This window comes from Winogradskyella sp. KYW1333, assembly GCF_003335675.1.
Taxonomy (GTDB): domain Bacteria; phylum Bacteroidota; class Bacteroidia; order Flavobacteriales; family Flavobacteriaceae; genus Winogradskyella.
Map to the genome: position 1 here is coordinate 1 of NZ_QPHL01000010.1, position 25,971 is coordinate 25,971.

Below are 25,971 nucleotides of genomic sequence, written 5' to 3' on the forward strand. Positions count from 1 at the left end.
CAACACCAGATGCAACGCAAAAGGGGCGCAAATATAAACCCCTTCTACTATATAACAAGTACTTTGACAACCTTTTTTTTTAAAAAAACCAGCTCAAAACAAATACCTATTCGTCAAGGTGTTAGATAATTATTGCTCATATATAATTACAGAAAAAAGTCCCAAACCAATCCAAACCTTACAGTGAAATCTCTGTAAGGATGATTTGGAGCTGAGTAAAAATTATATCCAGTAAAGGCCGAATTAAAATGTTCAGCCATTAAGAATATACGCGTCTGTCTAACTTTTGCGTTAATAAAAAAATCTAAACGGGGAAATCCGCCATACTCAGAATCATTTTGAGTGTAAAACTCTGCGAGTAAAGGGTCGTATCCATTCATATTGTACTTAGTAAAGTAATTAAATGTAACCCCCGTTTGTAATGTCATTGCATTTTTAAAAATTTGATTAGAATAATAAAACGTATTTCTGGTTAATAATGCAGGTACGTTTAAAACGTTGTCATCACTAACAACATTCTGGTACATTACCGTATTGTCCAAAGCAAAATTTCCGAATTTAAGTTCTTTTTCCAATTTCAATCTCAGATACTGAAGTGATTTATCATACTGAGCTGGTCGTATAACTTTGATGCCATTAACTATACCATCCAAATTGAAATAGGTGTAATTATCAATATTCGTTATATCTAATTTAGCATTTAAGTACTTATCTGAGCTTAGATATACCGAAAGTTGTTGTGAATTAATATTGTTAAAAGAATCGAGATTATACCAATTATAATTGATGTAATCGGATTGATAAAGCAAATAATTATAATTTGGAAGTCTAGACGAAATATTTATTCCTCCACCGAAGCTTATATCTTCATTAATTTTTAGAGTTAGGTTAGCATCGATATAATTACCACTAAATTCGTCAGACAAATTCAAGCCAGCGGTACCTCGTAATTTTAGAGCGCCAATTTCTTTTGAATAACCAGCATCAACTCCAATAAAACTTGTCTTAATTCTATTAGGTATTAATTCATCTGAAATTAAAACAACACTGTTATATCCATAATTTAAATTGGTATAGTTTAAATTAAACGAAAAGTTTCCCAATAAATCGTTTTGATAAAGAAATCCAATTTTCGATTGAAAATTCTCTAATGTCACTTTATCCTTTATTTCATTAGTAAACGAATCACCAAAATAATCAGTTACAGATGAGTTTTGTGTGTAATCGTAATACTTATCTTCAAAGGAAATAGTATTGTTAATGTATAAGTTATTGCTATCTAATGAGTCGGTTTTCTTAATAATTTCATAAGAGTGATCTAAGAAAAATCGTTTACCAACAAGAATATTTTCAGCGTTCTCAAAATTAGGATCAAAGACAGACCTATCTAAAAACTCCTCATTACCGTTTTCAAAATTCTCAATATCCACATCTTGCAACCCACCATTCTCTTGATTGAGTAAATCTTGCATTACGATATGACCTCTGGCGTTATATCGATTATTTTTTGATTTATAATTAGTAGTAAATCTGAAATTACCAGAACTGGTTAAAGCATTCTGATAATTACCTAAGGATCTTAAGCCTTTATAAGCAATAGAAAAATTAAATTGCTTTGATAAATTCACAGAAAAAAAAGCATCTAACATTTGACCTTGCTGAAATGCCGTTTTATAGGTTAATCTTGTCCAAGGTGTTGGTACTTCATAATACTTTATATCATTTGAATGGTAATAATTAAAATGTCTAGCCCTAGCACCAAATAAGGGTATTAGATTTTTGCCCTTTGGATTATATGTTAATGTATTATAGGTCTGGCCAATATTTGCAAATGGCATTAAACCAAAATTGTCACTTTGCAAATAATTAAACTTGTATTGCTTATCGATTACCAAAGTTGTATCTACAATAGATGTATCAACTTCAGTATTAAATCGAAGATACATATCAATAGAAGCTACATTCTTGAATCCCTTTGCCCTTTTAACTGCTGATGTATCTTCTCCGAATGGATTATCCGGCCTATTAACATTCCCAGTACTCAATTTCGTTTGTGAACACATTGTATTAACCACAAACAAAACTAAAAAGATGGTAAAAATATTTTTGGCCAACATTAAATTAAACTAATTCTCTAAGGTTATTTATGTAGAGGTTGATGCAAATGTAATTAAATAATTAACCAACTTATGTGGAACAAATATTAAATAAATTCATAAAAAAAAGACCGTTATTTGGAATAACGGTCTTTTGAGTATAAAATTTGTATTCTAAATTTTAATCAATCGTAAATGTACCAGAGGCTAGAGATCCTCCAACAGCACCACTAGCTATAACTTGATTACATCCGTTTAATACTCTAATAGCACTACCACCATCTCCGTAAAGATCGCCTAACTGCCATGTATAAGTTCCTGACGCTAGAGTTCCTACCGGCACAACTATTGTTGTGAAATCATCTGCAGGATTGTTGTATGGTCCACCCGCAGCAACAACATTACCACCTGCATCAAGAATATTCCAAACAGTTTCATCTGGCCAATTATCCGTATCTATTTCTACTGTTAAGTTTGCAGCATCAGCTGGAGGACATACTAATGCAACACTTATTACAACTGAACTTGTTGATGGAACAGTGTCGATTTCAGTAGTTTCAGCAAATTCAACAACGATATCTGTAAATTCAAATGTTAAACCAGCCTCTAATGCAGAAACTGCTATCATTGCTGAATTCGAACCTGCTTCAATAACAACAGAGCTAGGTGCACTGAATGCATTAGCTGGAGCAGTTGAATTAACAGAAGTTAAATTAAAAGTTCTGTCTGATTCTGTCTTATTTCCAGTGTAAATTGCAACCTCGATTGTCTTACTTCCAGCTCCTACATCAACCGTCTCAGTTATTGCATCAGTACCAAAAGCAATGTAATTTGGAGTTAGTGTGTCTTTTTCCTCCTCACAACTGTAAGTCAGCACAAGACATCCAACTATTAATAATTTTAAAATTTTCTTCATTTTGAGATAAGTCTTTTAATTTAATTTAGTTTTGATCGTTGATAAACGGATTATCCTGAATCTCTCTTTGAGGAATCTCGAAAGTTAATCTGTTATCATTATGAGAAATCGATTCTCCAACAAATGACAAGTGGTTACTACCTCTTGTAATTGTCGCCTGATTTCTCTTCATAGCAAAATACGATTTACCTTCACCCCATAATTCCCATCTAGTCTGCATATAAATCTCGTCAATTAAAGCTTGACCACTTAATGCATCTATATACGAAGGATCATCAACTCTATTATCAACTAAAGAGTGTAAAACATTTCTTGCGGCTCCATCCTGACCAGATTTCGCTAAAGCTTCTGCTTCTAACAAAACCATCTCAGCATGACGCATGTATACATAATCAGCTTTTACTTGAGTAGAAGTACCAAATGGTACACGATCTGCATCATATTGCTTAAATAATGGTTGTAAGTAGTTTGCACCAGGAGTAGCAAAGAATTGATCTCTTCTGATATCATCTGCTCTCATACTGTTATATAAACCTTCGTCCATAACTTTAGTATCACCTACAGCTGCATAACTGTAAGAAAAGAAGTCTACCTGACCCCACCATGAAAGAAGACCGACACCAGAATTTTCATTGATATCAACTCCCCACATCCAAGATGGATTACCTACTTCATTAAAACCGCCTCTTATACCAAATGTATCAGCTGTATTTGGCATTAAAACTGAATTTGATTTGGCAAAATTTGCCGCAGCTGCAACTTCGTCCCAACGTGATCTCTGCGCCGCAATTGCATACGCTAGTATACCATGCGCAATGTACTTATCAATTTGAGCCTTAGAACCTTGAGTGTAATCTTCTAATAACACTATTGCTCTGTTCAAATCACTTTCTATCAACCCATATACTTCAGCCTGAGTGGACTTAGGTAAAGTCTCAGCTGTTAACCTATCATATAAAGGTATAATTGGTTGATCAGCTACATAATCATCAGCATACAATTGTGCTAACATAAAAAATGAATGCGCTCTTGAAGCTAATGCTTGACCTAATAATGCTCTAGCCTCAGGATTTGTTGGATCTGCATCCGCACCACCTAAGTTAGACATGGCTAAATTTGCATTAAGTATCTGTCCATAATAGTATGACCATGTCTGGAAGTTATCCGTATAAGTAAAATCTTGAGTAGCCTGCATCTCAGTTATTGACGCTCTATACCATCCATATACACTACCAGATAATGCCATATCACTACATAACATATCCGAGAATATATCATAAGCTTTTTGACCAAAATCATCATGACCACCTGTACCACCAGTACCACTAGTAAACATTGTAGTATAAATACCATCAACTGAACCTTGTACTAAGCCTGGGTTTAAGTTTACAACCTCACCCAATTCTGTCTCTGAAATAAATTGTGTAGGCTGCTGATCTAAGAAGTCCTCCTCACAACTATGAAGGCCTATCACTAAACAACCTAAACCAATTAATTTTAAAACACTTTTTTTCATATCGCTTTTTTTTAAGTTAAAATTTTATTCTTGCTCCAAGAGTAAAAGAAGATAAAGGTGCATACAAGTTTCTACTTGTATTACCAAATTCTCTAACTGTTGGGTTATATCCTTCTCTTGCAGTAGAAATAAATAAGTTATCGCCCGAGAAGAATATATTAACATTATCAATACCAGTTTTATCCAAAAACTTACTTGGTAAATTATAACCAATATTAATACTGTTTAATGAGATGTAATCAGAACTAATGATAAATCTATCACTCTGTCCAACATCATTCGGAACAGATCCATTACCTAATAAAGGCACATTAGTTATGTCACCTGGCTGTTGCCATCTATCTCTAATATCAGCATGCAATGTACCACTTGCCGTTGCAAAACCACGCTCAAAAAATTCTCTGTAGTTGTTGTCATAAGCATAGCCACCAAACTGGTATGTAAACTGTATACCGTAAGTAAAGTTATGAATATTACCTTGTAATCTGAATGCACCCTGAAGGTCAGGAATCGCAGACTTATCGGCCCATTTTTCGGTTGCAACAGCATAATCTTTAGTCACCCTTTTCTTGAAATTATTAGAATCAGGGTTTCTGAATTTATGAACTTCTAAAGATCCAGTTTCAATTTCTTCACCGGCGTCAAAAATATCGTTGTTGTTTAAATCGTCGTAATACTCATACCACATTGGGAAACCATCAGCAGGATCAACACCTGCATATTCTCTCATGTAAAAATCAAATATTGAACGACCAACTTGAAGGGCAGTATTCCCTCTATTAATAAACTCATCAGCTGTTTGAGCTGGTAAAGCCAATAATTCGTTGTCAAATGCCGCGCCATTAACAGCAACATCTAAAGTAACGTTGTCCTTATTTATTACGTGGAAATTTAAATCGAATTCAATACCTGTGTTTCTTAACTCACCGTCATTTACAAGTAAACCACTAGAACCAGACGATGGATTTACAGGTTTGTTAAAGAATAAATTCTCTGTATCATTTCTATACCAGTCGATACTACCATCTACGATATCTCCTAGCGTAAATTCAGCACCTGCTTGCAATTGTCTCTTTCTTTCCCAAGTAATATCAGGATTTGCAATATTACCTACTAAAGATACAGCGAAACCACCATCTAAGTTTGTAACATCAAATAAATTAACCCCGTTATAGTACTGACCAGTAGCAGCAACTACACCTTGCTCATCACCTGCTAAACCGAAAGAACCCTTAACTTTTAAGTACCTTAAAAAATCACTATCCTCTAACCATGACTCATTTGTCATAATCCAGGCACCACCAACAGACCAAAATGTATCCCATTTATTCTCTGCGAAAACTGAAGAACCATCACGACGGATAGATCCTGTTAAGTAGTATTTATCGTCGAAATCATAATTAACTTGACCGAAGTAAGACTCTAAAGTCCTTCCTTCCTGGAAACCTTCTGCTGGATCTTGATTAACAATATACTGTGTTAACTCAAGTGCAAAAGGAACCTCCGCTCCAGACTTCGAACCTGTTTGAACCTTAAAACTTAGTTCATTACTCTCGTGCGCAGCAAGTGCCTCTATAGAATGCTTTCCAAAATCTTTTCTGTAACGGAATAATTGTAAGAAGTTACTTGTTTCGTTTGTTTGGTTACTTTGGAATAACTCACCACCAGCTGAAGAACCAAATCCATAGAACTGGTTAGACATTTGCTTAAAAATGTTACCTCTATACTGATAACTGTAAGACGTTTCGAAGGTTAAATCTTTAGTAATATTAACATCAAGATTTACACTACCAACAAGCTCGTTTCTGTCATAACCATTAAAGTCAAAAAGCATATTACCATATGGACTTACACCATCAGATGAAGGTCTTCCCGGAACTGCTCCACCGAATGAAATTGCACCATAATCTGGAATAAATCCTCCTAACACAGGGTCTGGTATTTTATTACCGTTGTTATCTCTAGCAAAAACACCAAATATTCTCGGAACTTTATCAATAAATTCAAAAATTGCAGAAGACCCACCTAAGTTGGCGCTATTTCTTTGTTCTGCATATAAGTATGATATGTTTGTACCTACTTTTAACCAATCTTTAATCTGAGACGACACATTAACACGCGCTGAATATCTCTTGTAAGAAGAATTCCGTGCTATACCGTTATCATCTAAAAAACCACCAGATATAAAGTATCTAGACTTTTCGTCACCTCCACCGAATCTTACATTTGCCTCGTAACGCATTCCGTCACGAATAATTAAATCTTCAAAATTTTCAGGTGTAAATTTTCTTGAAACCCCTGTAAACTTTCCAGTATTTGGATCGATTAGTTGGTTACCAGGCGCATTCCACATATTATAACGTAAAGGAAGAACACCAGTAATACCAGTATCACCAATTAAGTTTTCAGTTGCCCATGCATTTGCAGTGGCAAGATCCTCACCAAAATTGATTCTGCGACCATTTCTAAGACCTTCCCAGATTAACTCAAGATTTTCTTCTTGATTAGTTATTGTATTATAACGTGGGATTATCTGAGAGTTAACACCGGACTTAACGTCTACTTCGATATAACTTTCAGCAGAAGAACCACTCTTCGTAGTAATTAATACTACACCATTAGATCCTCTCGAACCGTAAATAGCGGTTGCCGTCGCATCTTTTAATATTACCGTACTTTTAATATCAGTAGGATTAATAGCATTTAATGTTTCTGTTGCGGTAATAGGAATACCGTCTACTACATAAAGTGGAGAACGGTTACCACTAATAGAACCGAAACCACGAATACGTACAGTAGAAACAGTACCTGGCTGACCAGTTGTATTAATTACCTGTACACCTGATGCCTCACCAGCTAAGGATTGTGTTACGTTAGCGAAGTTTTTATTCTCGATATTTTCGGAATCAACCTGTGTAACTGTACCTGCAAAGGCTTTTTTTGTTGTAGTACCATAACCTACGACTACAACTTCTTCTAACGCATTCTCAGTTAGAGCTACGTCATATACGTTACTTGCACCCACTGTAACTTCAGTAGCATCCATAGCAACATAAGAGATGACTAATACATCTCCTGATTGAGCTTGAATAGCATATTTGCCATCAAAATCTGTTTGAGTACCTCTCGCCGTACCCTTTACAACTACTGTAGCACCAGGAAGGGGTAAACCATCCGAAGCTGTAGTAACTGTACCTGTGACAGTTTTCTCTTGTGCAAAAGAAAATTGCATCACGAACGCCATAAATAGCGTTAATAACCATGTTAACTTTAATTTCATAAAACAATTATTTGAGTTAGTCTAATTGCAAACATCTTAATTTAATATTAAATAAACAAGTGTTTTTGTCAAAAAAATGTTAACTCAATTAAGAATCTTTTAATCTTATATTTTAAAAGTTTCAGCGCGTTTTTCACGAATAAACTCAACAATTAGATACACAAACTGTAAAAGGGTTGCGTTAAAATTTTAATTTTGTTCAAACTTTAACATTTTGCCTTTAAAAATTCAATATTCAAATTATGGCTTAGAATGTGGTACAGATGAAGCCGGTAGAGGTTGTTTGGCAGGTCCCGTAACTGCAGCTGCTGTTATCCTTCCTTTATCATTTAACAACTCCTCATTAAATGACTCTAAACAGATTTCAGAAAAAAATAGAAATCAATTAAAATCTATTATTGAATCTGAAGCTTCTCACTTCTCTATTGAACACATCTATGAAACTGAAATTGATGAAATTAATATCCTCAATGCCTCAATTAAGGCTATGCACCAATCAATTTCAAATCTAAATATTGAGCCTAATTACATAATAGTAGACGGCAATAGGTTTAAACCTTATAAAAGTATACCCTACAAAACCATAATTAAAGGCGATAGTAAATATTTAAGTATAGCGGCCGCATCTATTCTTGCCAAAACTTACAGGGATTTGTACATGAAACAAATACACGAAGAATTTCCCATGTATAATTGGAAAAAAAACAAAGGATACCCAACCAAGGAGCATAGAGAAGCTATTAAAAAATACGGCCCTACAAAATACCATCGAAAATCATTCAGATTATTACCAGAACAATATCAATTGGATTTATAACTTATTATATTTGATATTAATTTAATCCTACAGTATAAATGAAATATTATTGTTATTATGTTTTGGTTTGCATTCTTCTAGTGTCTTGCCAAAAAGATTATGATAAAAACCTAAAACCATTTCATTTTATCCCAGAAACTTCAGATCTTATTATTAAGGTTAATGCTTTAAATGACTTTAGTATTAGTTTGGAGTCTAACCCAATTCTTTATTCCTTATATAATGAGGACATAAAAAATATAGAATCCTTAATAAGTAAATTTAATTTTACATCTCCTATATACATAGCTTTTAAAGAAAAATCAATTAACAAGACGGAATTCCTAATCCTTTCTAAAGGTGAAATTGATTTATTTGCGTCTGATAGTTTATCAAGTAATCTTCGGGAAGGAATCAAAAACTCCGAAGTAACTAAAATAATTATTGATTCAACGGACTTTTATTATAACCATATTAACGGAGTGTTTATTGGATCGAATAATGCAGATTATGGCTCTAGATTAAACACAAAAGATATATCATCGGAATTTTATGATTTAATTGAAACAATAGATAATTCTGCACTGGCATCTGTGATTTTTAAAAGTGATAATATTAAATACTCAGATTTGTTGTTCTCAGAATTTTTGAATGATGAGTATGCCATTATTGATATCAATCAAAATTCTGGTAACATATCCTTTAATGGTATCGTAACAAATACTGATACTTTAAACGATATACTTTCTAAAATTAAGTATACTTTACCACAAAAAATAAATACATCACTAATAGCTCCCAGCGACACAAAAGAATTAAAGAGCCTTTTATTTGATGATTACTCAAAACTTAGAAAAAACTTTAAGGATACAACCATTGTAGGTACTGATAATTTAAAGTCTTTTTTAACTTACAGTGGTGAAATCGCCCTTATTGACAATGCTTTAATTCTACATTCATTGGATACAGATTTATTAATAGAGTCAATTGATGATAAAAGCTTTAAAGAATCATTTAGAGAAATAGATATCTATAGTTTTGGTAAACCAGACTTTTTTAAATATCAGTTTCAGCCTGTTATTACATTTGACAAGTCATCTTATTTCTTTACAAAAGATGATTTTGTAATATTTTCTAGCAAAGTTGAATATTTAAAAAAAATAATAACTGATTATTTAAGCAATAAAACACTCGCGAATTCTGAAGCTTTTCAATACATACAAGAAAACTTAAGTGACGAATCTTCCATTTTTATTTATAAAAACTCTGAGAATTTATCTGATATTTTTAATTCAAATTTAGCTGGATATGATGCCAATGCGGTACAATATATCTATGAAGACGATTATGCCCATATAAATGGAATTATTGAAAAATTCAAGAAGAAAAGAAGTGCTAAAACCATTGCAGAAAATTTTAATACTAGCATTGAGGATGATATTATTCTAGGTCCTCAGGTTGTAACTAACCATCTAAATAGAACCAAGGATATTGTAATACAAGATACAAAGAACAACCTTTATCTTATATCAAGTGCTGGAAACATATTATGGAAGAAAAAATTACAAGACAAAATTTTAGGTGAAATTGAGCAAATAGATATTTATAAAAATGGACGTCTTCAGCTTGCTTTTGCAACTTCAAAAAGAGTGTATGTTATAGATAGAAATGGTAAGGATGTTGGACCCTTCCCGTTAAAGTTTAATGACCCCATTACAAAACCATTATCTGTATTTGATTACGACAAGAAAAAAGATTACAGGTTATTAGTCGCCCAAGACAAAAATCTGTTAATGTATAATACTAGAGCTAAGATTGTAAATGGTTTTAAATACAAAAGCAATAGTGGTACAATAATCACTCAACCAAAACACTTTAGAATTGGTAATAAGGACTTCATTGTTTTTGGTGCAGGTGAAAGACTTAAAATACTCAATAGAAGAGGTTCTGATCGTGTTATAGTGAATGACAAAATTAGATTTTCAAAAAATCAGATTTATTTGCATCAAAATAAGTTCACAACAACTAACACATTAGGCCAGTTAATACAAGTCAACGCAAAAGGTGAAAAATCAACTAAACAAATAAATCTATCCAAAAACCATGTAATTGATGCTACGAGCAAAACGCTGGTTAATTTAGATGAAAACAAATTACAAATTAGAGCTAATACCGTAGATTTAGATTTTGGCGATTATACCAATCCACAAATATTCTATCTTAACAATAAAATTTATGTAACTACCACAGATTTACAAACCAAAAAAATCTATTTATTTGATAGCCAAGGAAAACCTATTCCAAATTTTCCTATATATGGAACTTCAGAAGCAATTTTAACCAATTTAGATAGCGATAGAAATTTAGAATTAGTTACTTTAAGCGACAGCAAAACAATACTAACTTATAAACTTTATTGATCCCTACTAGCTACCTTTATTTTTAAAACTAAAAGGTAATTACTAATTTTATAATATAAATGTCCACACAGTTCTTATCAAAGAATAATCATTAATAAGAGCCTGAGTTTCATTTAAATATAGAGGTAACCAAATCTAAAGTCCTCGAGTCCGAAAACGCCAAATTTATTTTGGCGTTTTCACTTTTATGTTCTACACCTTTTGTAGTATTGCACCTCAAATTAATAATGTAAACATCTCTAATGATAAAAAGACAAAAAGCTTCCTTAAAAGCCTGTGTTATCCATAAGGTTGGTAATAAATTCAATGACACAAGAAACGCGTTTTCTGATCAGTGCGTAGACTTTGATGAAGAAACATATGAACTAATGTTACCTTACCTATTAAAATCCTTTGTTAGTACCTCTGAAAGTTTCAGGTTTCATCACCATAGTGATGTTGATTTAAATGAAATCAACACCTATTCAAACCAAATTTTCAATGGCGAAACTGAATTTGTTGAAGTATCGAAACACATCATATCTCATCTCTATGAACAAAGTAATTCTGCACAAATTAAAACTGGTGACGTACTAGTATGTCATTTTGAAAACATCCAATACGAAGATTATTTAACTGATGCCGTCGGTATATTCAAAGTTGAAAATAAAGTTCCTTTTTTTCAGACCTATTTAGAATCTGGCAATTATGATATCCTAGTTCAAAACGGAATCCAATCAAAAAAAATTGATAAAGGTTCTTTAATATTGAATACCTCTGATATGGAAGGTAAAATTGTTTTAAGTGTTGACAACAATACTTACGATACTCAATACTGGATTAAAAGCTTTTTAAATATTAAATACCCTGATGATAGTAACCAGCACACCAAGAATTGTATTGAAATGTGTAGAGAATTTTCAAAGGAGGTTATTCAACCAAATTTTGGTGGACAAGAGAAAAGTAACTTTTTGGCCAAAACCTTTGAATTCTTTAAAGAAAATGAAATTGTAAATATTGAAACATTTAAGGAAGAGGTGTTTGATGAAGAAAATCAAATACAGCTATTTGAAGATTACAAAAAAACCTATGAGGCCGATAATAAGGTGTTGATAAGAAACCGATTTGATGTTTCAGAACGGGTACTAAAAAAACAAAAACAAAAGATTAAGACCGAAATTAAATTAGACACCAATATTCAAATAAAACTAGATGTTGATGCACCTGATGCCTCTGCTGAATATTTAGAGAGAGGCTATGATGCGGAGAAAAAAATGCACTTTTATAAAGTGTTTTTTAATGATGAAGCTTAATTAACTAAACAATACACCAAATTCTATCTTAAATTTCTCTTAAGACTACCAAATATCAATTTATATATTTCATTTGAATTGTATATTGGAGATAAATAGGTTGGTAAGACAAATTTGTCCCTCAATGTTACTTATTCTAAAATTAGATTATTAACTATTAAATCAATAATTATGAGCTTAATATCTGATAATATAATACTTGGACCAAATGGTAGAGATTTTGGAACCGATGCTGTAGAAAAAAAGATTTAGATTGCATATAAAATAGAATTCTTGGTTTAGATGGAATTAAATCCGTAAAGGTTAACATGGATATATTCCCTAAAAAGTTACAGTATATGTTTCTAAACTTATCAGTGTAGAAGAACTAAAGAAAACAGCTAAAACCACAGGTTTTCATGCAGTTCCAACTAAAGCTTTTGAAGTATAGCTTCAAGATTTTATAGACATTCAATAGTGTAGCAAATTAATTTTTACATACACTAAATGAAATTTGCTTCGAAGAGGTTACCAAAATGTTTCAAAATCTTTGCCTTTACCTCTTCTTCATCAACATATTTTAACTTTAATTCATTATTTAAAGAAGTAACAGCTTTACCTCTTATACCGCATGGAATTATATTATCAAAATAACCCAAATCCGCATTTACATTAAGAGCAAAACCATGCATAGTTACCCATCGGCTAGCTCTAACTCCCATAGCACAAATTTTACGCGCAAATGGTGTTCCAACATCCAACCAAACACCTGTTTCACCAGGACTTCGTTCCGTCGTTATACCGTATTCTGCCAACGTAAGAATTATAATCTCTTCTAAAAGCCTAAGGTATTTATGAATATCTGTAAAGAAATTATCTAAGTCTAAAATCGGATATCCAACGATTTGACCAGGGCCATGATATGTTATATCGCCACCTCTATTAATCTTATAAAAGGTCGCACCTTTTTCTGTTAATTGAGGTTCAGACAAGAGTAAATTAGACAAATCGCCACTCTTACCCAAGGTATAAACATGAGGATGCTCAACAAAGAGAAAATGATTGTCGGTTGCGAATCCAGCATCTTCTCTTCTATTCTTTATTTTGGTATCTAAAATTGCCTTAAAAAGAGTTTCTTGATAATCCCAAGTATCCTTAAAATCTTTTAAACCTAAATCCTCTAGTTTTATATCCTTATTCATTATCAAATAACAAAAAAAATCACGTCTTAAAATGAATTTAAGAGTGCAAAGATAAGCAATTATCTATCGGGATTATTTAAAATAACTAAGGCCGCAATAACACCTGGAACCCAACCGCAAAACCATAATAAAAATACTATAAATATTGATCCACATCCTTTATCAAAAACTGCTAAAGGTGGACAAATAATGGAAAGTAAAACACGCCAAATACTCATATTCTCGTTTGATGAATTGATGATTAAAACTTCAAAACAAAAGTTAAAAATTGTCTCATTGAGTTTGCCGATCTAACATCTAACATTTTAAAAAGCAATATGAAAAAAACATTTTTAATTTGGTAAACTCAATAGGACAAACCAACTAAATATTGTTTTTTCTATACAGATTTTTATTAATCTGTATCCATATGACGCAAAGTGTTATAAGTTGTTACACTTTGGATATTTATCTATTTCAAACTATCCTATTTTTATGTAGTTTCACTTTATGCGCTATTTGTTCTTATTATTCTTTTTTTGTTTAGTTCTATTAAATTTATGTTGTTTTCAATCTTCTAATAATCTGGATAAAACGCAGCACTAAATAACAACAATAGCTCTAAATAAATAATGATAATTGTCACTACAAACCTTTACAAAATTGATATTTCAAGTATTTTTAAAACTTTTATTATTTCACGGAATGCAATTTATTCTAAAAGATTTCATACTACTTTTGAAATAGTTTAATTTTGCGCTTTTAAAAATTAACAGAATGCAACTTTCAGAACAAGAATTAGTAAGACGAGAAAAGTTAAGCAAACTTAGGGCTTTAGGTGTAAATCCATACCCAGCCGACCTATTTCCAGTAAACCACACTTCTAAACAGATTAAATCTAATTATGAAGAAGGTAGAAAAGTTATTGTTGCTGGTAGATTGATGTCTCGCAGAATTCAAGGTAAAGCATCATTCGCTGAATTGCAGGACAGTGAAGGTCGTATTCAAGTATATTTTAATAGAGACGAAATTTGTCCTGGTGAAGACAAGACACAATATAACGATGTATATAAAAAGCTTTTAGATATTGGTGATTTCATTGGTATAGAAGGTGAATTATTTACAACACAAGTAGGCGAAAAAACGGTTATGGTTAAAGAATTCAGTCTTTTGAGTAAAGCCTTAAAACCATTGCCGTTACCAAAACAAGACTCAGAGGGAAATACCTATGATGAGTTTAATGATCCTGAGTTGCGTTATCGTCAGCGCTATGCAGATTTAGCCGTTAATCCTCATGTTAAAGAAGTATTTGTAAAACGCACCAAGCTTTTCAATGCTATGCGTAACTTCTTTAATGATGCAGGTTATTTTGAAGTTGAAACTCCAATATTACAGCCAATTCCTGGTGGTGCAGCGGCACGTCCATTTATAACTCATCATAACTCATTAGATATTCCTTTATACATGAGAATTGCTAATGAATTGTACTTAAAACGACTTATTGTTGGCGGATTTGAAGGCGTTTATGAGTTTTCTAAAAACTTTAGAAATGAGGGTATGGATAGAACCCATAATCCTGAGTTCACAGCAATGGAAATTTATGTGGCTTACAAAGATTATAATTGGATGATGGACTTCTGCGAAAAACTGTTAGAATATTGTGCAATTGCTGTTAACGGTACTACAGACGCAACGTTTGGAGAACATCAAATTAGTTTTAAAGCACCTTACAAAAGAATTACAATGCGTGATTCTATCCTAGAGTTTACAGGTTTTGATATTTACGGAAAGTCCGAAGACGAAATCAGAGAGGCTGCAAAATTTATGGCTGTTGAAGTAGATGATACCATGGGTAAAGGAAAACTAATAGATGAAATATTCGGAGAGAAATGTGAAGGCAATTATATTCAACCAACCTTCATTACTGATTATCCGAAAGAAATGAGTCCATTATGCAAGGAGCATAGAGAAAACCCAGAGTTGACCGAACGATTTGAACTTATGGTTTGTGGTAAAGAAATAGCAAATGCATATTCGGAGTTAAATGATCCTATTGATCAAAGAGAAAGATTTGAGCATCAATTAAAGCTCGCTCAAAAAGGTGATGATGAAGCCACTGAATTTATAGATTATGATTTTTTAAGAGCCCTAGAATATGGTATGCCACCAACATCAGGAATGGGTATTGGCATGGATAGACTAGTAATGTTCTTAACTAATAATCAAAGTATTCAAGAAGTATTGTTTTTCCCTCAAATGAAACCTGAAAAGAAAAAGGTGGAATTAAGCGATAATGAAAAAATAATATTTGATATCCTAAAGTCTGAAAAACGAATGACTTTAACCGAATTAAAATCACAATCTGGATTGAGCAATAAAGGTTGGGACAAAGGAATAAAAGGTCTAAGTAAATTAGGCTTAACCAAAGTTGAAAAGACAGAAGAAGGGTTATTTGTAGAAATAGTCTAATTTCTAACATTTTCAAACACATTTAATAAGGAACTATATAATTATGGTTCCTTTTTTGATACGATTAGATTCCCATTCAACCAAATAAACTTGCTTTTTTATTCATTTTTGTTAAATTCGCTCTGCTATTAACCTTCATCAGGCCCAAAAATGAAGCAACTTACGTCCCTCCTATTAGTTTTAATTTTCGTCTTTTCTTGCGTAAGTGATGATGGTATGACTATAGTTGAAACACCTGCTGTAGTTGCGGAATTTAAGACAAATCTTTCTGAATTAAATCTTTATTCAGGTGACATTAGTGATCTCATCATTTCGCCTAAGGCATTCGAATATGAAATAGGTACACCTCTTTTTTCAGATTATGCTCACAAAGAACGATTAATTGCATTACCTGATAATACATCGTTACAGTACAATGGTGACGGACTTCCAATATTTCCAGATAACACGGTCATAGCAAAAACTTTTTATTACAATTTAGATGAACGTGATTTATCAATGGGGAGACAAATCATAGAAACAAGAGTGCTCATAAAATCCAATGGAATCTGGGAATATGGAGATTATAAGTGGAATGCAGATCAGACTGAAGCTGTATTAGATCCTAGCGGAAGTATATTACCAATTACATGGATTGATATTGAAGGTAACGAAAGATCTACCCAATATGAAATTCCATCAAATCAGGATTGTTTTTCCTGTCATAGCAGTTATGACGATACAACGCCAATAGGACCTAAACTGAGATCTTTGAATTTTGACAGAAATGGTGTTAATCAGCTACAGAATTTAATAAATACAGGCCAACTTACAGGAATAACAGAAGTAAGTTCAATTGACAGTGTACCAAATTGGCAAGACTTGTCCTATTCAATGGAAGAAAGATCTAGAGCTTACTTTGAAGTAAATTGTGCACACTGTCATATTCCTGGTGGGTTTTGTGATGATCAATCCACCTTAAATTTAGACTTCTCAACACCGTTTAGCGAAACAAATATTGTGGAAAGAAAACAAAGTATATCATTTAGAATTTCTGAAAACAATCCAGGTTTCAGCATGCCATTTATTGGGACAACTTTATTGCATGAAGAAGGTATTTCATTAATCCAAGAATTTTTAGACAGCCTTTAGTTGGCGTTAAATAAATACTAAAGTCAGGTTTTTAACACAGACATTGCTCTTGTAATCCGTATTTTCAGACGAATTTTTAAAAAACCGACTAACGTGAAGCAAATAAACATTAAGCTACTATTTGTAGTACTAGCTTTTATGGCTTTTTCGTGTAAAACAGCAGAAAAAGCAAGTAAATCGAAAACTCCAGATGCCACAGCTACAGCAAAACCTCCAGGAAAAAAACCTGGTAAAAACGATCCAAAACCTTATAACAAAGTAATTACTAAAGACGCTAAAAGTGATGAAGGGTTATTTACCGTTCATACTGTGGATGACAAGTATTATTACGAAATACCAGACACTCTATTTAATAGAGAAATGCTTATGGTTACACGTATAGCAAAGACTGCTAGTGGTATTGGTTTCGGTGGTGGAAAACAAAATACTCAGGTATTGCGTTGGCAAAGAAATGGTAAAAAGGTAGTGTTAAGAGTGGTTTCTCATCAGGTGGTTGCCGCAGATTCGTTACCAGTTCATGAAGCAGTGGTAAACTCAAATTTTGAGCCTGTTTTAGCTACATTTCCAATTCAGGCTTATAGCAAAGATTCTACAAGTACAGTAATCGATGTAACACCTTTATTTAGCAAAGATGTTAAAGCATTGGGTTATCCTCAGTCAAGAAGACAACAATACAGAATCACAAGATTAGAGTCTGATAAATCTTTTATTGAATCTGTTAAAAGTTATCCTTTGAACATTGAAGCAAGACATGTAAAGACATATGCCGCAGGTCGTCCGCCTTCAAATTCTAGTACAGGAAGTATCTCATTAGAATTAAATAACTCTATGATCTTACTTCCAAAAGAACCTATGAAGCGTCGCATGTTCGATCAGCGCGTTGGATGGTTCGCGAGAGGACAAGTAGATTATGGTTTAGATGCTCAAGAAAGTAAAACCATAAGCTATTTAGATCGTTGGAGATTAGAAGTTAAAGATGAAGATGTAGAGAAGTTTAAACGTGGTGAATTGGTTGAACCAAAAAAACCAATTATCTATTACATTGATAGAGCAACACCGGAGCAATGGCGCAAATACATTAAGCAAGGAATTGAAGACTGGCAAGTTGCTTTCGAAGCTGCAGGATTTAAGAATGCAATTATAGCTATGGATCCTCCAACGCCAGAAGAAGACCCAGAGTGGTCTCCAGAAGATGTTAGATATTCTGTAGTAAGATATTTGGCATCGCCAATCCCAAATGCTAATGGACCTCACGTAAGTGACCCAAGATCTGGAGAAATTTTAGAAAGTGATATTAACTGGTACCACAACGTAATGACATTATTACGTAATTGGTTCTTTGTACAAACCGCAGCTATAAATCCAGATGCTAGAGGTGTAGCATTTAAGGATGAAGTAATGGGCCGTTTAATCCGTTTCGTTTCTGCTCATGAGGTTGGACACACCCTTGGATTACCACATAACATGGGTAGTAGTGTTGCATATCCAGTAGAAAAACTACGTGATCCAGAATTTACTAAACAATTTGGGACAGCACCATCCATTATGGATTATGCACGCTTTAATTATGTTGCACAACCAGGTGATGAAGGTGTAGCCTTAATGCCAAATATTGGTCCTTATGACAAATATGCTATTATGTGGGGTTACAAGCCTATTTTAGATGCAGAGACAGCAGACGATGAAAAGAAAACTTTAGATAGTTGGATACTTGAACATGCTGGAGATCCAAAGTATAGGTTTGGAAGACAGCAATTTGGTGTAATAGACCCTAGTTCTCAAACAGAAGATTTAGGTGACGACGCTGTTTTGGCAAGTGCCTACGGAATTAAAAACCTTCAGAGAATTGTTCCAAACTTAATTGAATGGACAGCAGAAGATGGTAAAAATTATGATGACTTAGAAACCATGTATGCTCAAGTTCTTAGTCAATTTAACCGCTATATGGGACACGTTTCTTCTAATATTGGAGGTGTTTACGAATACTATAAGACTTATGACCAAGAAGGTGCAGTTTATACACATGTATCAACGGATCATCAGAAAAAAGCAATGCAATTTTTACAAGATGAATTATTTACAACTCCTGAATGGATGCTTGACAATAACATATTTAATAAAATAGAAAGCGCTGGTCATATAGAACGTGTTAGAGGCATCCAAACTCGCACACTTAACAATATGATGGATTTTGGCAGAATGCAGCGTCTATTAGAAAATGAATCAATTAACGGAAGTCAAGCCTATGGTCTATATGACATGATGAAAGACTTACGACGTGGTTTATTCAGTGAATTACGCACTGGCCGAAAAATAGATATCTATAGACGAAATTTACAACGCGCCTATATAGAGCGTATGGAGTTTATTATGACAAATGAACAACCACCTGTTCCTGCTCAATTTAGACGCTTTATAAGAGCTACAAATGTAGATGTGAGTCAATCTGATATAAGAGCAGTTGTAAGAGCTGAATTAAAATCTCTACGTTCGCAACTTAGAAATGCACGCGGTGCGGACTCTATGAGTAGAATTCATATTACAGACGCCATTGAACGTGTAAATGATATATTAGATCCTAAATAATTTGGTAACAAATTTTAAAAAAGGTTTCAATTAAATTGGAGCTTTTTTTTTATTTTAATAAGTTTTGAATTGCTAAATGATAATCTTCAAATTGAACAAGATCATTATGGCCTCCACCTTCAATTGAGATAAAGTCAAGGTTGTCAATATTTAATTTAGACAGTTTTTTACCGGATTCATAAGGAACCACTTTATCAGATGTTCCATGTATAATGGCTATAGGACATTTTACTTTTTGTACGTATTCATAATTGGGGAAATGGTAACGTAGCAATGACTTTATAGGAAATAGCGGGAATCGATGTTTTGCCACATCTAGAATGCTATAATAGGGTGTTTCTAAAATTAACTGTTTTGGCTTATTCTTAATCGCCAATTTAGAGGCCATACCAGTACCTAACGACCTGCCGTACAGCGTAATATTGTCCTCAGAATATTGCTTTAAAAGATAATCGTAACAGAATTGCGCATCACTATGCAAGGTATCTTCACTCAGTTTTCCTTGGCTTTTGCCATAAGTACGATAATCCATTACCAAAACATCATAGTTCATTTCAACGAAGTACTCGGTAATTTTACTCCATCGACTTAAATCACCTGCATTACCGTGAAAATATAATATAACACCTTTAGGATTCTCAGCCTTATAATGAATAGCATTTATTAAAGCATCATCGCTGGGTTTTAAAAACAATTCCTCATGAGGATAATTAAGCTCGTATACATAGTTCTCATTTAATGTAGTGGGTAAAAACATTAATTTTTCCTGAAAGTAATAAAGCGCTACTCCTACCATAATATATGCTCCTAAAAGAACAACAAATATTCTCTTAAGCTTTCTTTTTTGTTGAGTGAATGACATTAATACTGGTTGATTCTAAATCTATAGTTTTTGGTTGGCTATTTATTATTTCATCCAACATTTTATGATACGATTCAAAATTATTTAAATTCTTGTGGCCACCACCAATAACAGTATGTATTTTGGTGAGTTTCGGATTTATTTGTGCCAATTTAACACTAGACTTATATGGTATCAGTTTGTCATGTGTTCCATGAATAATATGTATTGGACACTGCACATATTTTAACCATTTGTAAGTTGGTAATGGGTATTTTAATAAAATTGAAAGTGGCATAAACGGTACATACCTAGCAGCGACCTTGGTGAGGCTATAATATGGCGCATCTAATATAAGCATTTTTGGGTTATTCAATGAAGCCAATTTTGTAGCAAAACCAGAACCTAATGACCGTCCGTAAAGTATTATTCTATCTTCTGAAGTCCTCTCCTTAATCTTATCATAGACCTTTTGTAAATCTCTTTTAAGAGCTTTTTGTGATCGCTTGCCAGTACTTTTTCCAAACCCTCTATAATCTACCATTAAAACATTATAACCATGTCTGGTAAAATCTACTGCAAATTTGCCCCAACCTTTAATACTTTTAGAGTTGCCTTTTAAATATAACACTACACCTTTACTCTCATCTTTTGGAAAAAACCTTAGTCCATTTATAATGGCTCCATCGCGGGTTTCTAGATTGTATTCTTTAGTTTGCTGATTTTCATAATCAAACTGAAAATCTTTAGGTAGTTTTTCAGGTTTAAACAGCATATAATCTTGCACATAATAAAGTGCAAGACTTATTGCAATATAAATTCCTATGATTAAAAATAAAGTTGAAATCCAATAAAGCATAATGGCAGATAACTTTCTACAAGATAGTAAAAAATGAAAACAGATCCTTTTTCAAATCAAGCACTTATAAATATTTGTTAAAACAAAATTTGAGGTTAAACCTATTGATTTTCATATAGTCATAATTATATAACTTAAAACAATTAAAAATGAAAAGCTTAGTAGTAATTGCGATAGCATTCTCAACATTGAGTGTAAATGCACAAGAGCGACGACAAGAGAGAAAGGGAAATGACCACAAGAAAGAAATTATGAAAGATTTGACTCCTGAAGAAGTTGCAAATCTTAAAACTAAAAAATTGAGGTTAAAACTAGATTTAACAGATATACAACAAAAAAAAGTGGAATCGATTCTCCTTGAGCAAGCAGTTGAAAGACAAAATAAAAGAAAGGCACATCAAAACAAAAAAGAAAAAGACAAACCTTCGAAAGAAGAATTTTTGAAGATGCAAAATGCAAGGTTAGATAGTAAAATTGAAATGAAACAAAAAATGAAGGATATTTTAACCGAGGAGCAATATGCAAAGTTTGAAAAAATGAAACCAAGGAGACACCAAAGACGGGATAAGCGCATAAAAAGAAAATAAAGTACAATTCTTTTTTACTGTAAAAAGTATCGCTTAGGCGATACTTTTTTATTTAATTAAATAAAATTGTTATTTTAGGCTCAAATTAATTAATCAATATGAAAAAGTTAATCACCCTTTGTTTTTTTGCTCTAGCTATGTTTTTCGGTTCACAATCATTAATGGCTCAAACCAGTATTATTACGGTAAATGAAAAAGCATCAGAAATAACTGAAAAATTAAGAAAGTTTATAAAATTTGATAATGAACAAGAAGACCAAGTATATACTGCATACAAAGAATATATGCAAGCTACTTTAGATCTTAAAAATGTAACAAATGTGGAAGAAGGTGTGAGAGAAAAAATAAATGCATTACTAGAAGATAAAATGCAAGCAATTTTATCTGAAGAACAATATTTACGTTACAAAGAATTTCCGAAGGAATAATTTCGGTTAAAAACTAAATATAAAGCCTTGTAAATTGCAAGGCTTTTTTTATAGCGTTTTTGCAATCTCTTCAACAGCAGAGATAGTTTCATTTAAATCTTGGTAAGTTAATGCATCGGTAATAAACCAAGTTTCAAAGGCACTTGGTGCAATATAAATACCTCTTTCTAACATGCCATGAAAAAACGCCTTGAAGGTGTCGTTATTACCCTTAGCAGCTGTTTCAAAATCCACAACTTCATCTTCAGCAAAATGGACTGAAATCATACTACCAATTCTGTTTACAGTATGAGTAACATTATTTTTGCGTAATGCCTCAGCAATACCAGTATGTAAATATTTTGTTTTCTCTTCTAATCGATTCATTAAACCTTTATCGGTCTCAATGGCCTTAAGCATTGCATAACCAGCAGCCATTGCTAATGGATTACCGCTTAAAGTACCTGCCTGATATACTGGTCCATTTGGAGCAAGCACATCCATAATTTCATTGCGTGATGCAAATGCACCCACTGGCAAACCTCCACCGACTACTTTACCAAAACAAACAATATCAGCATCAACACCTTTAAGCTCCTGTACTCCTCCTTTTGCTAATCTAAAGCCTGTCATTACCTCATCAAATATGAGAAGGATCCCATTCGTGTTGCACATATCTCTTAATCCTTCTAAAAATCCCTCTTTAGGGGGAATACAACCCATATTACCTGCTACTGGCTCAATTATAATAGCTGCTATTTCATCTGTATTGGCAACAACCAGTTCCTCAACACTTGATAGATCATTATACCTTGCTAATAAAGTATCCTTTGCCGTACCTTGTGTAACACCTGGGCTATTCGGTGTACCAAATGTCGTAGCACCACTTCCAGCCGCAATTAAAAATGAATCACTATGGCCATGGTAACAACCAGAAAATTTTATAATCTTATCTCTTTTTGTATAACCTCTTGCCAACCTTATTGCACTCATACAAGCCTCTGTACCTGAATTCACAAATCTAATTTTGTCAATATTAGGTACCATAGAGACAGCTAACTTTGCAATCTTGGTTTCTAATTCAGTTGGCATTCCAAATGAAGTGCCTTGCTTTGATTTCTCGATCACTGCATCTACAACTGGTGGAAATGCATGACCCAGTAACATTGGGCCCCAAGAATTAATATAATCTATAAACCGGTTACCATCTTCACTATACACATAAGCACCTTTGGCTTCTTTTGCAAAAATTGGTGTCCCACCGACTGCATTAAATGCCCTTACAGGAGAATTTACTCCACCAGGAATTACGGTCTTTGCTTCCTTAAAAAGTGCACTACTTCTTTGATATAACATATTTTAATTTGGAATTTTAAGCTCTTGACCAATGGTCAAATCATTAGAATCTAAATCATTTAATCCCTTAATGGCATCTACAGTTGTTTTATATCGTCTAGACAGCGAATAAAGGGTATCTCCCTTCTCTACTATATGAAATGTAATACCACTATTTACCATTACTCGTCTTGGCGTTTCGTCTCCTAGAACCTCATCATCATACTTATAGAGCTCATAACGTTCAATTAAACTAATAAGTTTTTGGGGATACTTTCTATCTGTTGCATAACCAGCTGCTCTCAAACCTTTAGCCCAGCTCTTATAGTCATTTGGTTTTAGCTCAAACAATTTTGAATATCGTTTTCTGCCTGTTAAAAACTCTGAATGATCTTTATAAGATAATTCTGCTTTTTGATATTTTCTAAAACATTCTTGAGACCTATCGTCATCATGATAAATCTTTGCTCCTTTCCACCCATGGCACTTTATACCGAAATGATTATTTGCTTCAACAGCCAACCTGCCCTTCCCAGAACCTGATTCTAAAATTCCTTGAGCTAATGTAATACTTGCTGGTATTTTTGATTGGTGCATTTCAGCTTTAGCTATAGACGCATATTTTGATATGTAAGCATCAACTGAGCCTGGTGGCTTTGATACTATCTCACTATTTGAATCTTCGTCCTTTGTAGAATCAGTTACAACTACGACAGTTTTGTCATTATCGTCCTTTTTCTTGGTAACTATCCCTTTTTTTGGGCCACAACCAAAAATAAAAAGTATTACTACAAAATATTTTAAACTTTTAATCATACCTTAATCAATGGTAAGTTCTTTTGTTTTAATCTCAAATTCATACCTTTTATTCCCTGGAGACCGCCTGTATGAATAACTAGTACTTTTGAATTCTTCGGAAAATAATCCTTGCTTATCAAATCAAAAATCCCATACATCATTTTTCCTGTGTATATTGGATCTAACGGAATACCAAATTTGTCTTTAAAACTATTAATAAACGTAATTAATTCTGGCTTTATTTTTCCATATCCACCAAAATGATAATCCGTTATCAATTCCCAGTTTTTTTGATTGGCAAATTTACGAATATCTTCCTTTAAAAAATCAACTTTTAACGCCGGAAAACCCAATATTTTTTGATTAGCATCAGATGCATTTACCAATCCAGATATTGTCCCACCTGTACCAACAGAAGTACATATAAAATTGAAGTTTCTATCATCTTGTTTCAAAATTTCCTCACAACCTTTAACTGCAAGTTCATTAGTTCCTCCTTCAGGTACCAAATAAAAATCTCCAAATCTATTTTGTAATTCTTTAGTAAATGATTGATGATTCTTATTTCTGTATGTTTCCCTACTCACAAAAAAGAATTTCATTCCGCAAGATTTTGCAAAGTTCAAAGTTGGATTGGATTCAATTTTATCAACCAATTCTTCTCCTCTTATAACACCAACTGAATTAAATCCATTAATCTCAGAAGCGTATGCTATAGCAGCAATATGATTTGAAAAAGCGCCACCAAAACTCAGGATAGTATTCTTTTCTTGGTTTTTAGCCTCAATTAAATTGTATTTGAGCTTCCTATATTTATTTCCTGAGATAATGGGATGCAGTTCATCCTCCCGTTTTATAAACAAGCTTATATCCTTGTCTTTACTGAGTAATATTTCTTGAATTCTTGAAGTCTTATTGGCTTGCATATAGTTGTCAAAAATAATTCATAAAACTCCAATTCTTCCTATTTCTTAAATAGTCAAAATTACTTTCATTTATATATGCTTCCCTTTCAAATGAAATATTTTTGTAAGCCAAATGCCAATTTCTGTGTTTTATTAAACGAATAACAAACTCTAATCCATATAAAATAAAGAATGGGATCACCAACAATTCTAGTTGTTGTTTTAAATGAATTTTTTCATGATTAATCAAAACTCTGTTTTTTGATAATGCTTTGCTTTTCAGTACCATAAAAGGAAATAAGGTTATTCCTAAATAACCTCTTGGCACTAAATATTTTGAAATTAGAATCACAAGTTATAGACTTCAAAAATCACACCAATTTACATTATCTTTGTTTAAGATGAAGAAATATGTCCCAATAGAAGAAGGTGATTATTATTTAACGCCAGAAGGATACCGTTGCTTTACCGAACAATATCATCTTAAAAGAGGATATTGTTGCGAAAGTGGATGCAGACATTGTCCATACGGTTTTAACAAGGATGCTTTAAAAACTAAGTAATGCAAACAATTAAA

21 protein-coding genes are annotated in these 25,971 nt (G+C 32.9%); 9 read left to right on the forward strand and 12 right to left on the reverse strand.

Features of this window, described 5'->3' with window-relative positions:
* Window positions 1–146: 146 nt before the first annotated feature.
* The 4 genes from DUZ96_RS01175 to DUZ96_RS01190 all read right to left on the reverse strand — a co-directional run bounded on the left by DUZ96_RS01175 (window position 147) and on the right by DUZ96_RS01190 (window position 7,808).
* Entirely contained in the window at window positions 147–2,063 is a 1,917-nt protein-coding gene (locus tag DUZ96_RS01175) for a putative porin (protein ID WP_258774284.1), read from the reverse strand.
* A 214-nt stretch (window positions 2,064–2,277) separates the two neighbouring features.
* Entirely contained in the window at window positions 2,278–3,012 is a 735-nt protein-coding gene (locus tag DUZ96_RS01180; protein WP_114299601.1) for a hypothetical protein, read from the reverse strand.
* Window positions 3,013–3,037: 25 nt separating this feature from the next.
* On the reverse strand, window positions 3,038–4,528 hold the full coding sequence (locus DUZ96_RS01185; RefSeq protein WP_114299603.1) for a RagB/SusD family nutrient uptake outer membrane protein: 1,491 nt from the start codon (window positions 4,526–4,528) through the stop codon (window positions 3,038–3,040).
* 16 nt (window positions 4,529–4,544) lie between these two features.
* Window positions 4,545–7,808, reverse strand: coding sequence for a SusC/RagA family TonB-linked outer membrane protein (locus DUZ96_RS01190; RefSeq protein WP_114299605.1), 3,264 nt, complete (start codon window positions 7,806–7,808; stop codon window positions 4,545–4,547).
* A 214-nt stretch (window positions 7,809–8,022) separates the two neighbouring features.
* Between DUZ96_RS01190 and DUZ96_RS01195 the strand changes: the two genes are divergently transcribed.
* From DUZ96_RS01195 to DUZ96_RS01205, 3 genes are all read left to right on the forward strand, one after another.
* Window positions 8,023–8,625 carry a ribonuclease HII gene (locus DUZ96_RS01195; protein ID WP_114299607.1) on the forward strand — a complete coding sequence of 201 codons (603 nt, stop codon included), beginning with the start codon at window positions 8,023–8,025 and terminating at the stop codon, window positions 8,623–8,625.
* 38 nt (window positions 8,626–8,663) lie between these two features.
* Window positions 8,664–11,024, forward strand: a complete 2,361-nt coding sequence (locus DUZ96_RS01200; RefSeq protein ID WP_114299609.1) for a hypothetical protein — start codon at window positions 8,664–8,666, stop codon at window positions 11,022–11,024.
* 242 nt (window positions 11,025–11,266) lie between these two features.
* Complete coding sequence (locus DUZ96_RS01205) at window positions 11,267–12,316, forward strand: nucleoid-associated protein (RefSeq protein WP_114299611.1); 1,050 nt, start codon at window positions 11,267–11,269, stop codon at window positions 12,314–12,316.
* Window positions 12,317–12,798: 482 nt separating this feature from the next.
* Here DUZ96_RS01205 and lipB read toward each other — a convergent pair whose 3' ends face one another.
* Complete coding sequence (gene lipB, locus DUZ96_RS01210) at window positions 12,799–13,497, reverse strand: lipoyl(octanoyl) transferase LipB (protein WP_114299613.1); 699 nt, start codon at window positions 13,495–13,497, stop codon at window positions 12,799–12,801.
* Between the two features lie 59 nt (window positions 13,498–13,556).
* Window positions 13,557–13,715 carry a YqaE/Pmp3 family membrane protein gene (locus DUZ96_RS01215; RefSeq protein ID WP_114299615.1) on the reverse strand — a complete coding sequence of 53 codons (159 nt, stop codon included), beginning with the start codon at window positions 13,713–13,715 and terminating at the stop codon, window positions 13,557–13,559.
* A gap of 538 nt (window positions 13,716–14,253) precedes the next feature.
* Between DUZ96_RS01215 and lysS the strand changes: the two genes are divergently transcribed.
* The 3 genes from lysS to DUZ96_RS01230 all read left to right on the forward strand — a co-directional run bounded on the left by lysS (window position 14,254) and on the right by DUZ96_RS01230 (window position 19,662).
* A complete protein-coding gene (gene lysS / locus DUZ96_RS01220) occupies window positions 14,254–15,945 on the forward strand; it encodes a lysine--tRNA ligase (protein WP_114299617.1) in 1,692 nt (563 codons plus the stop codon).
* Between the two features lie 150 nt (window positions 15,946–16,095).
* Window positions 16,096–17,076: a hypothetical protein gene (locus DUZ96_RS01225; RefSeq protein WP_258774285.1), complete on the forward strand. Its 981-nt coding sequence runs from the start codon at window positions 16,096–16,098 to the stop codon at window positions 17,074–17,076.
* A gap of 138 nt (window positions 17,077–17,214) precedes the next feature.
* Complete coding sequence (locus DUZ96_RS01230; protein WP_114299621.1) at window positions 17,215–19,662, forward strand: zinc-dependent metalloprotease; 2,448 nt, start codon at window positions 17,215–17,217, stop codon at window positions 19,660–19,662.
* A 49-nt stretch (window positions 19,663–19,711) separates the two neighbouring features.
* On the opposite strand, the gene DUZ96_RS01235 is transcribed toward DUZ96_RS01230, so the two are convergent.
* Complete coding sequence (locus DUZ96_RS01235) at window positions 19,712–20,524, reverse strand: alpha/beta hydrolase (protein ID WP_114299623.1); 813 nt, start codon at window positions 20,522–20,524, stop codon at window positions 19,712–19,714.
* Window positions 20,493–21,362: an alpha/beta hydrolase gene (locus tag DUZ96_RS01240; protein WP_114299625.1), complete on the reverse strand. Its 870-nt coding sequence runs from the start codon at window positions 21,360–21,362 to the stop codon at window positions 20,493–20,495. The genes DUZ96_RS01235 and DUZ96_RS01240 overlap by 32 nt, the downstream gene beginning before the upstream one ends.
* Window positions 21,363–21,511: 149 nt before the next feature.
* Here DUZ96_RS01240 and DUZ96_RS01245 point away from each other — a divergent pair, with 149 nt between their 5' ends.
* A complete protein-coding gene (locus DUZ96_RS01245; protein ID WP_114299627.1) occupies window positions 21,512–21,949 on the forward strand; it encodes a hypothetical protein in 438 nt (145 codons plus the stop codon).
* A gap of 98 nt (window positions 21,950–22,047) precedes the next feature.
* Window positions 22,048–22,377, forward strand: a complete 330-nt coding sequence (locus DUZ96_RS01250; RefSeq protein WP_147267043.1) for a hypothetical protein — start codon at window positions 22,048–22,050, stop codon at window positions 22,375–22,377.
* 48 nt (window positions 22,378–22,425) lie between these two features.
* Here the strand turns inward: DUZ96_RS01250 and hemL are convergent, their stop codons facing one another.
* Genes hemL through DUZ96_RS13025 form a run of 4 tightly spaced genes read right to left on the reverse strand, consistent with a single transcriptional unit; the run spans window position 22,426 to window position 25,746 of the window.
* Window positions 22,426–23,712: a glutamate-1-semialdehyde 2,1-aminomutase gene (hemL, locus tag DUZ96_RS01255; protein ID WP_114299631.1), complete on the reverse strand. Its 1,287-nt coding sequence runs from the start codon at window positions 23,710–23,712 to the stop codon at window positions 22,426–22,428.
* A gap of 3 nt (window positions 23,713–23,715) precedes the next feature.
* Window positions 23,716–24,507, reverse strand: coding sequence for a glucosaminidase domain-containing protein (locus DUZ96_RS01260; protein WP_114299633.1), 792 nt, complete (start codon window positions 24,505–24,507; stop codon window positions 23,716–23,718).
* Window positions 24,504–25,415 carry a 1-aminocyclopropane-1-carboxylate deaminase/D-cysteine desulfhydrase gene (locus tag DUZ96_RS01265; RefSeq protein ID WP_114299635.1) on the reverse strand — a complete coding sequence of 304 codons (912 nt, stop codon included), beginning with the start codon at window positions 25,413–25,415 and terminating at the stop codon, window positions 24,504–24,506. Before DUZ96_RS01265 ends, DUZ96_RS01260 begins: the two co-directional genes overlap by 4 nt.
* Window positions 25,416–25,422: 7 nt before the next feature.
* Window positions 25,423–25,746: a hypothetical protein gene (locus DUZ96_RS13025; protein WP_114299637.1), complete on the reverse strand. Its 324-nt coding sequence runs from the start codon at window positions 25,744–25,746 to the stop codon at window positions 25,423–25,425.
* A gap of 49 nt (window positions 25,747–25,795) precedes the next feature.
* Here DUZ96_RS13025 and DUZ96_RS12855 point away from each other — a divergent pair, with 49 nt between their 5' ends.
* Window positions 25,796–25,957 carry a DUF5522 domain-containing protein gene (locus tag DUZ96_RS12855; protein WP_181855207.1) on the forward strand — a complete coding sequence of 54 codons (162 nt, stop codon included), beginning with the start codon at window positions 25,796–25,798 and terminating at the stop codon, window positions 25,955–25,957.
* The last annotated feature ends 14 nt before the right edge of the window (window positions 25,958–25,971 follow it).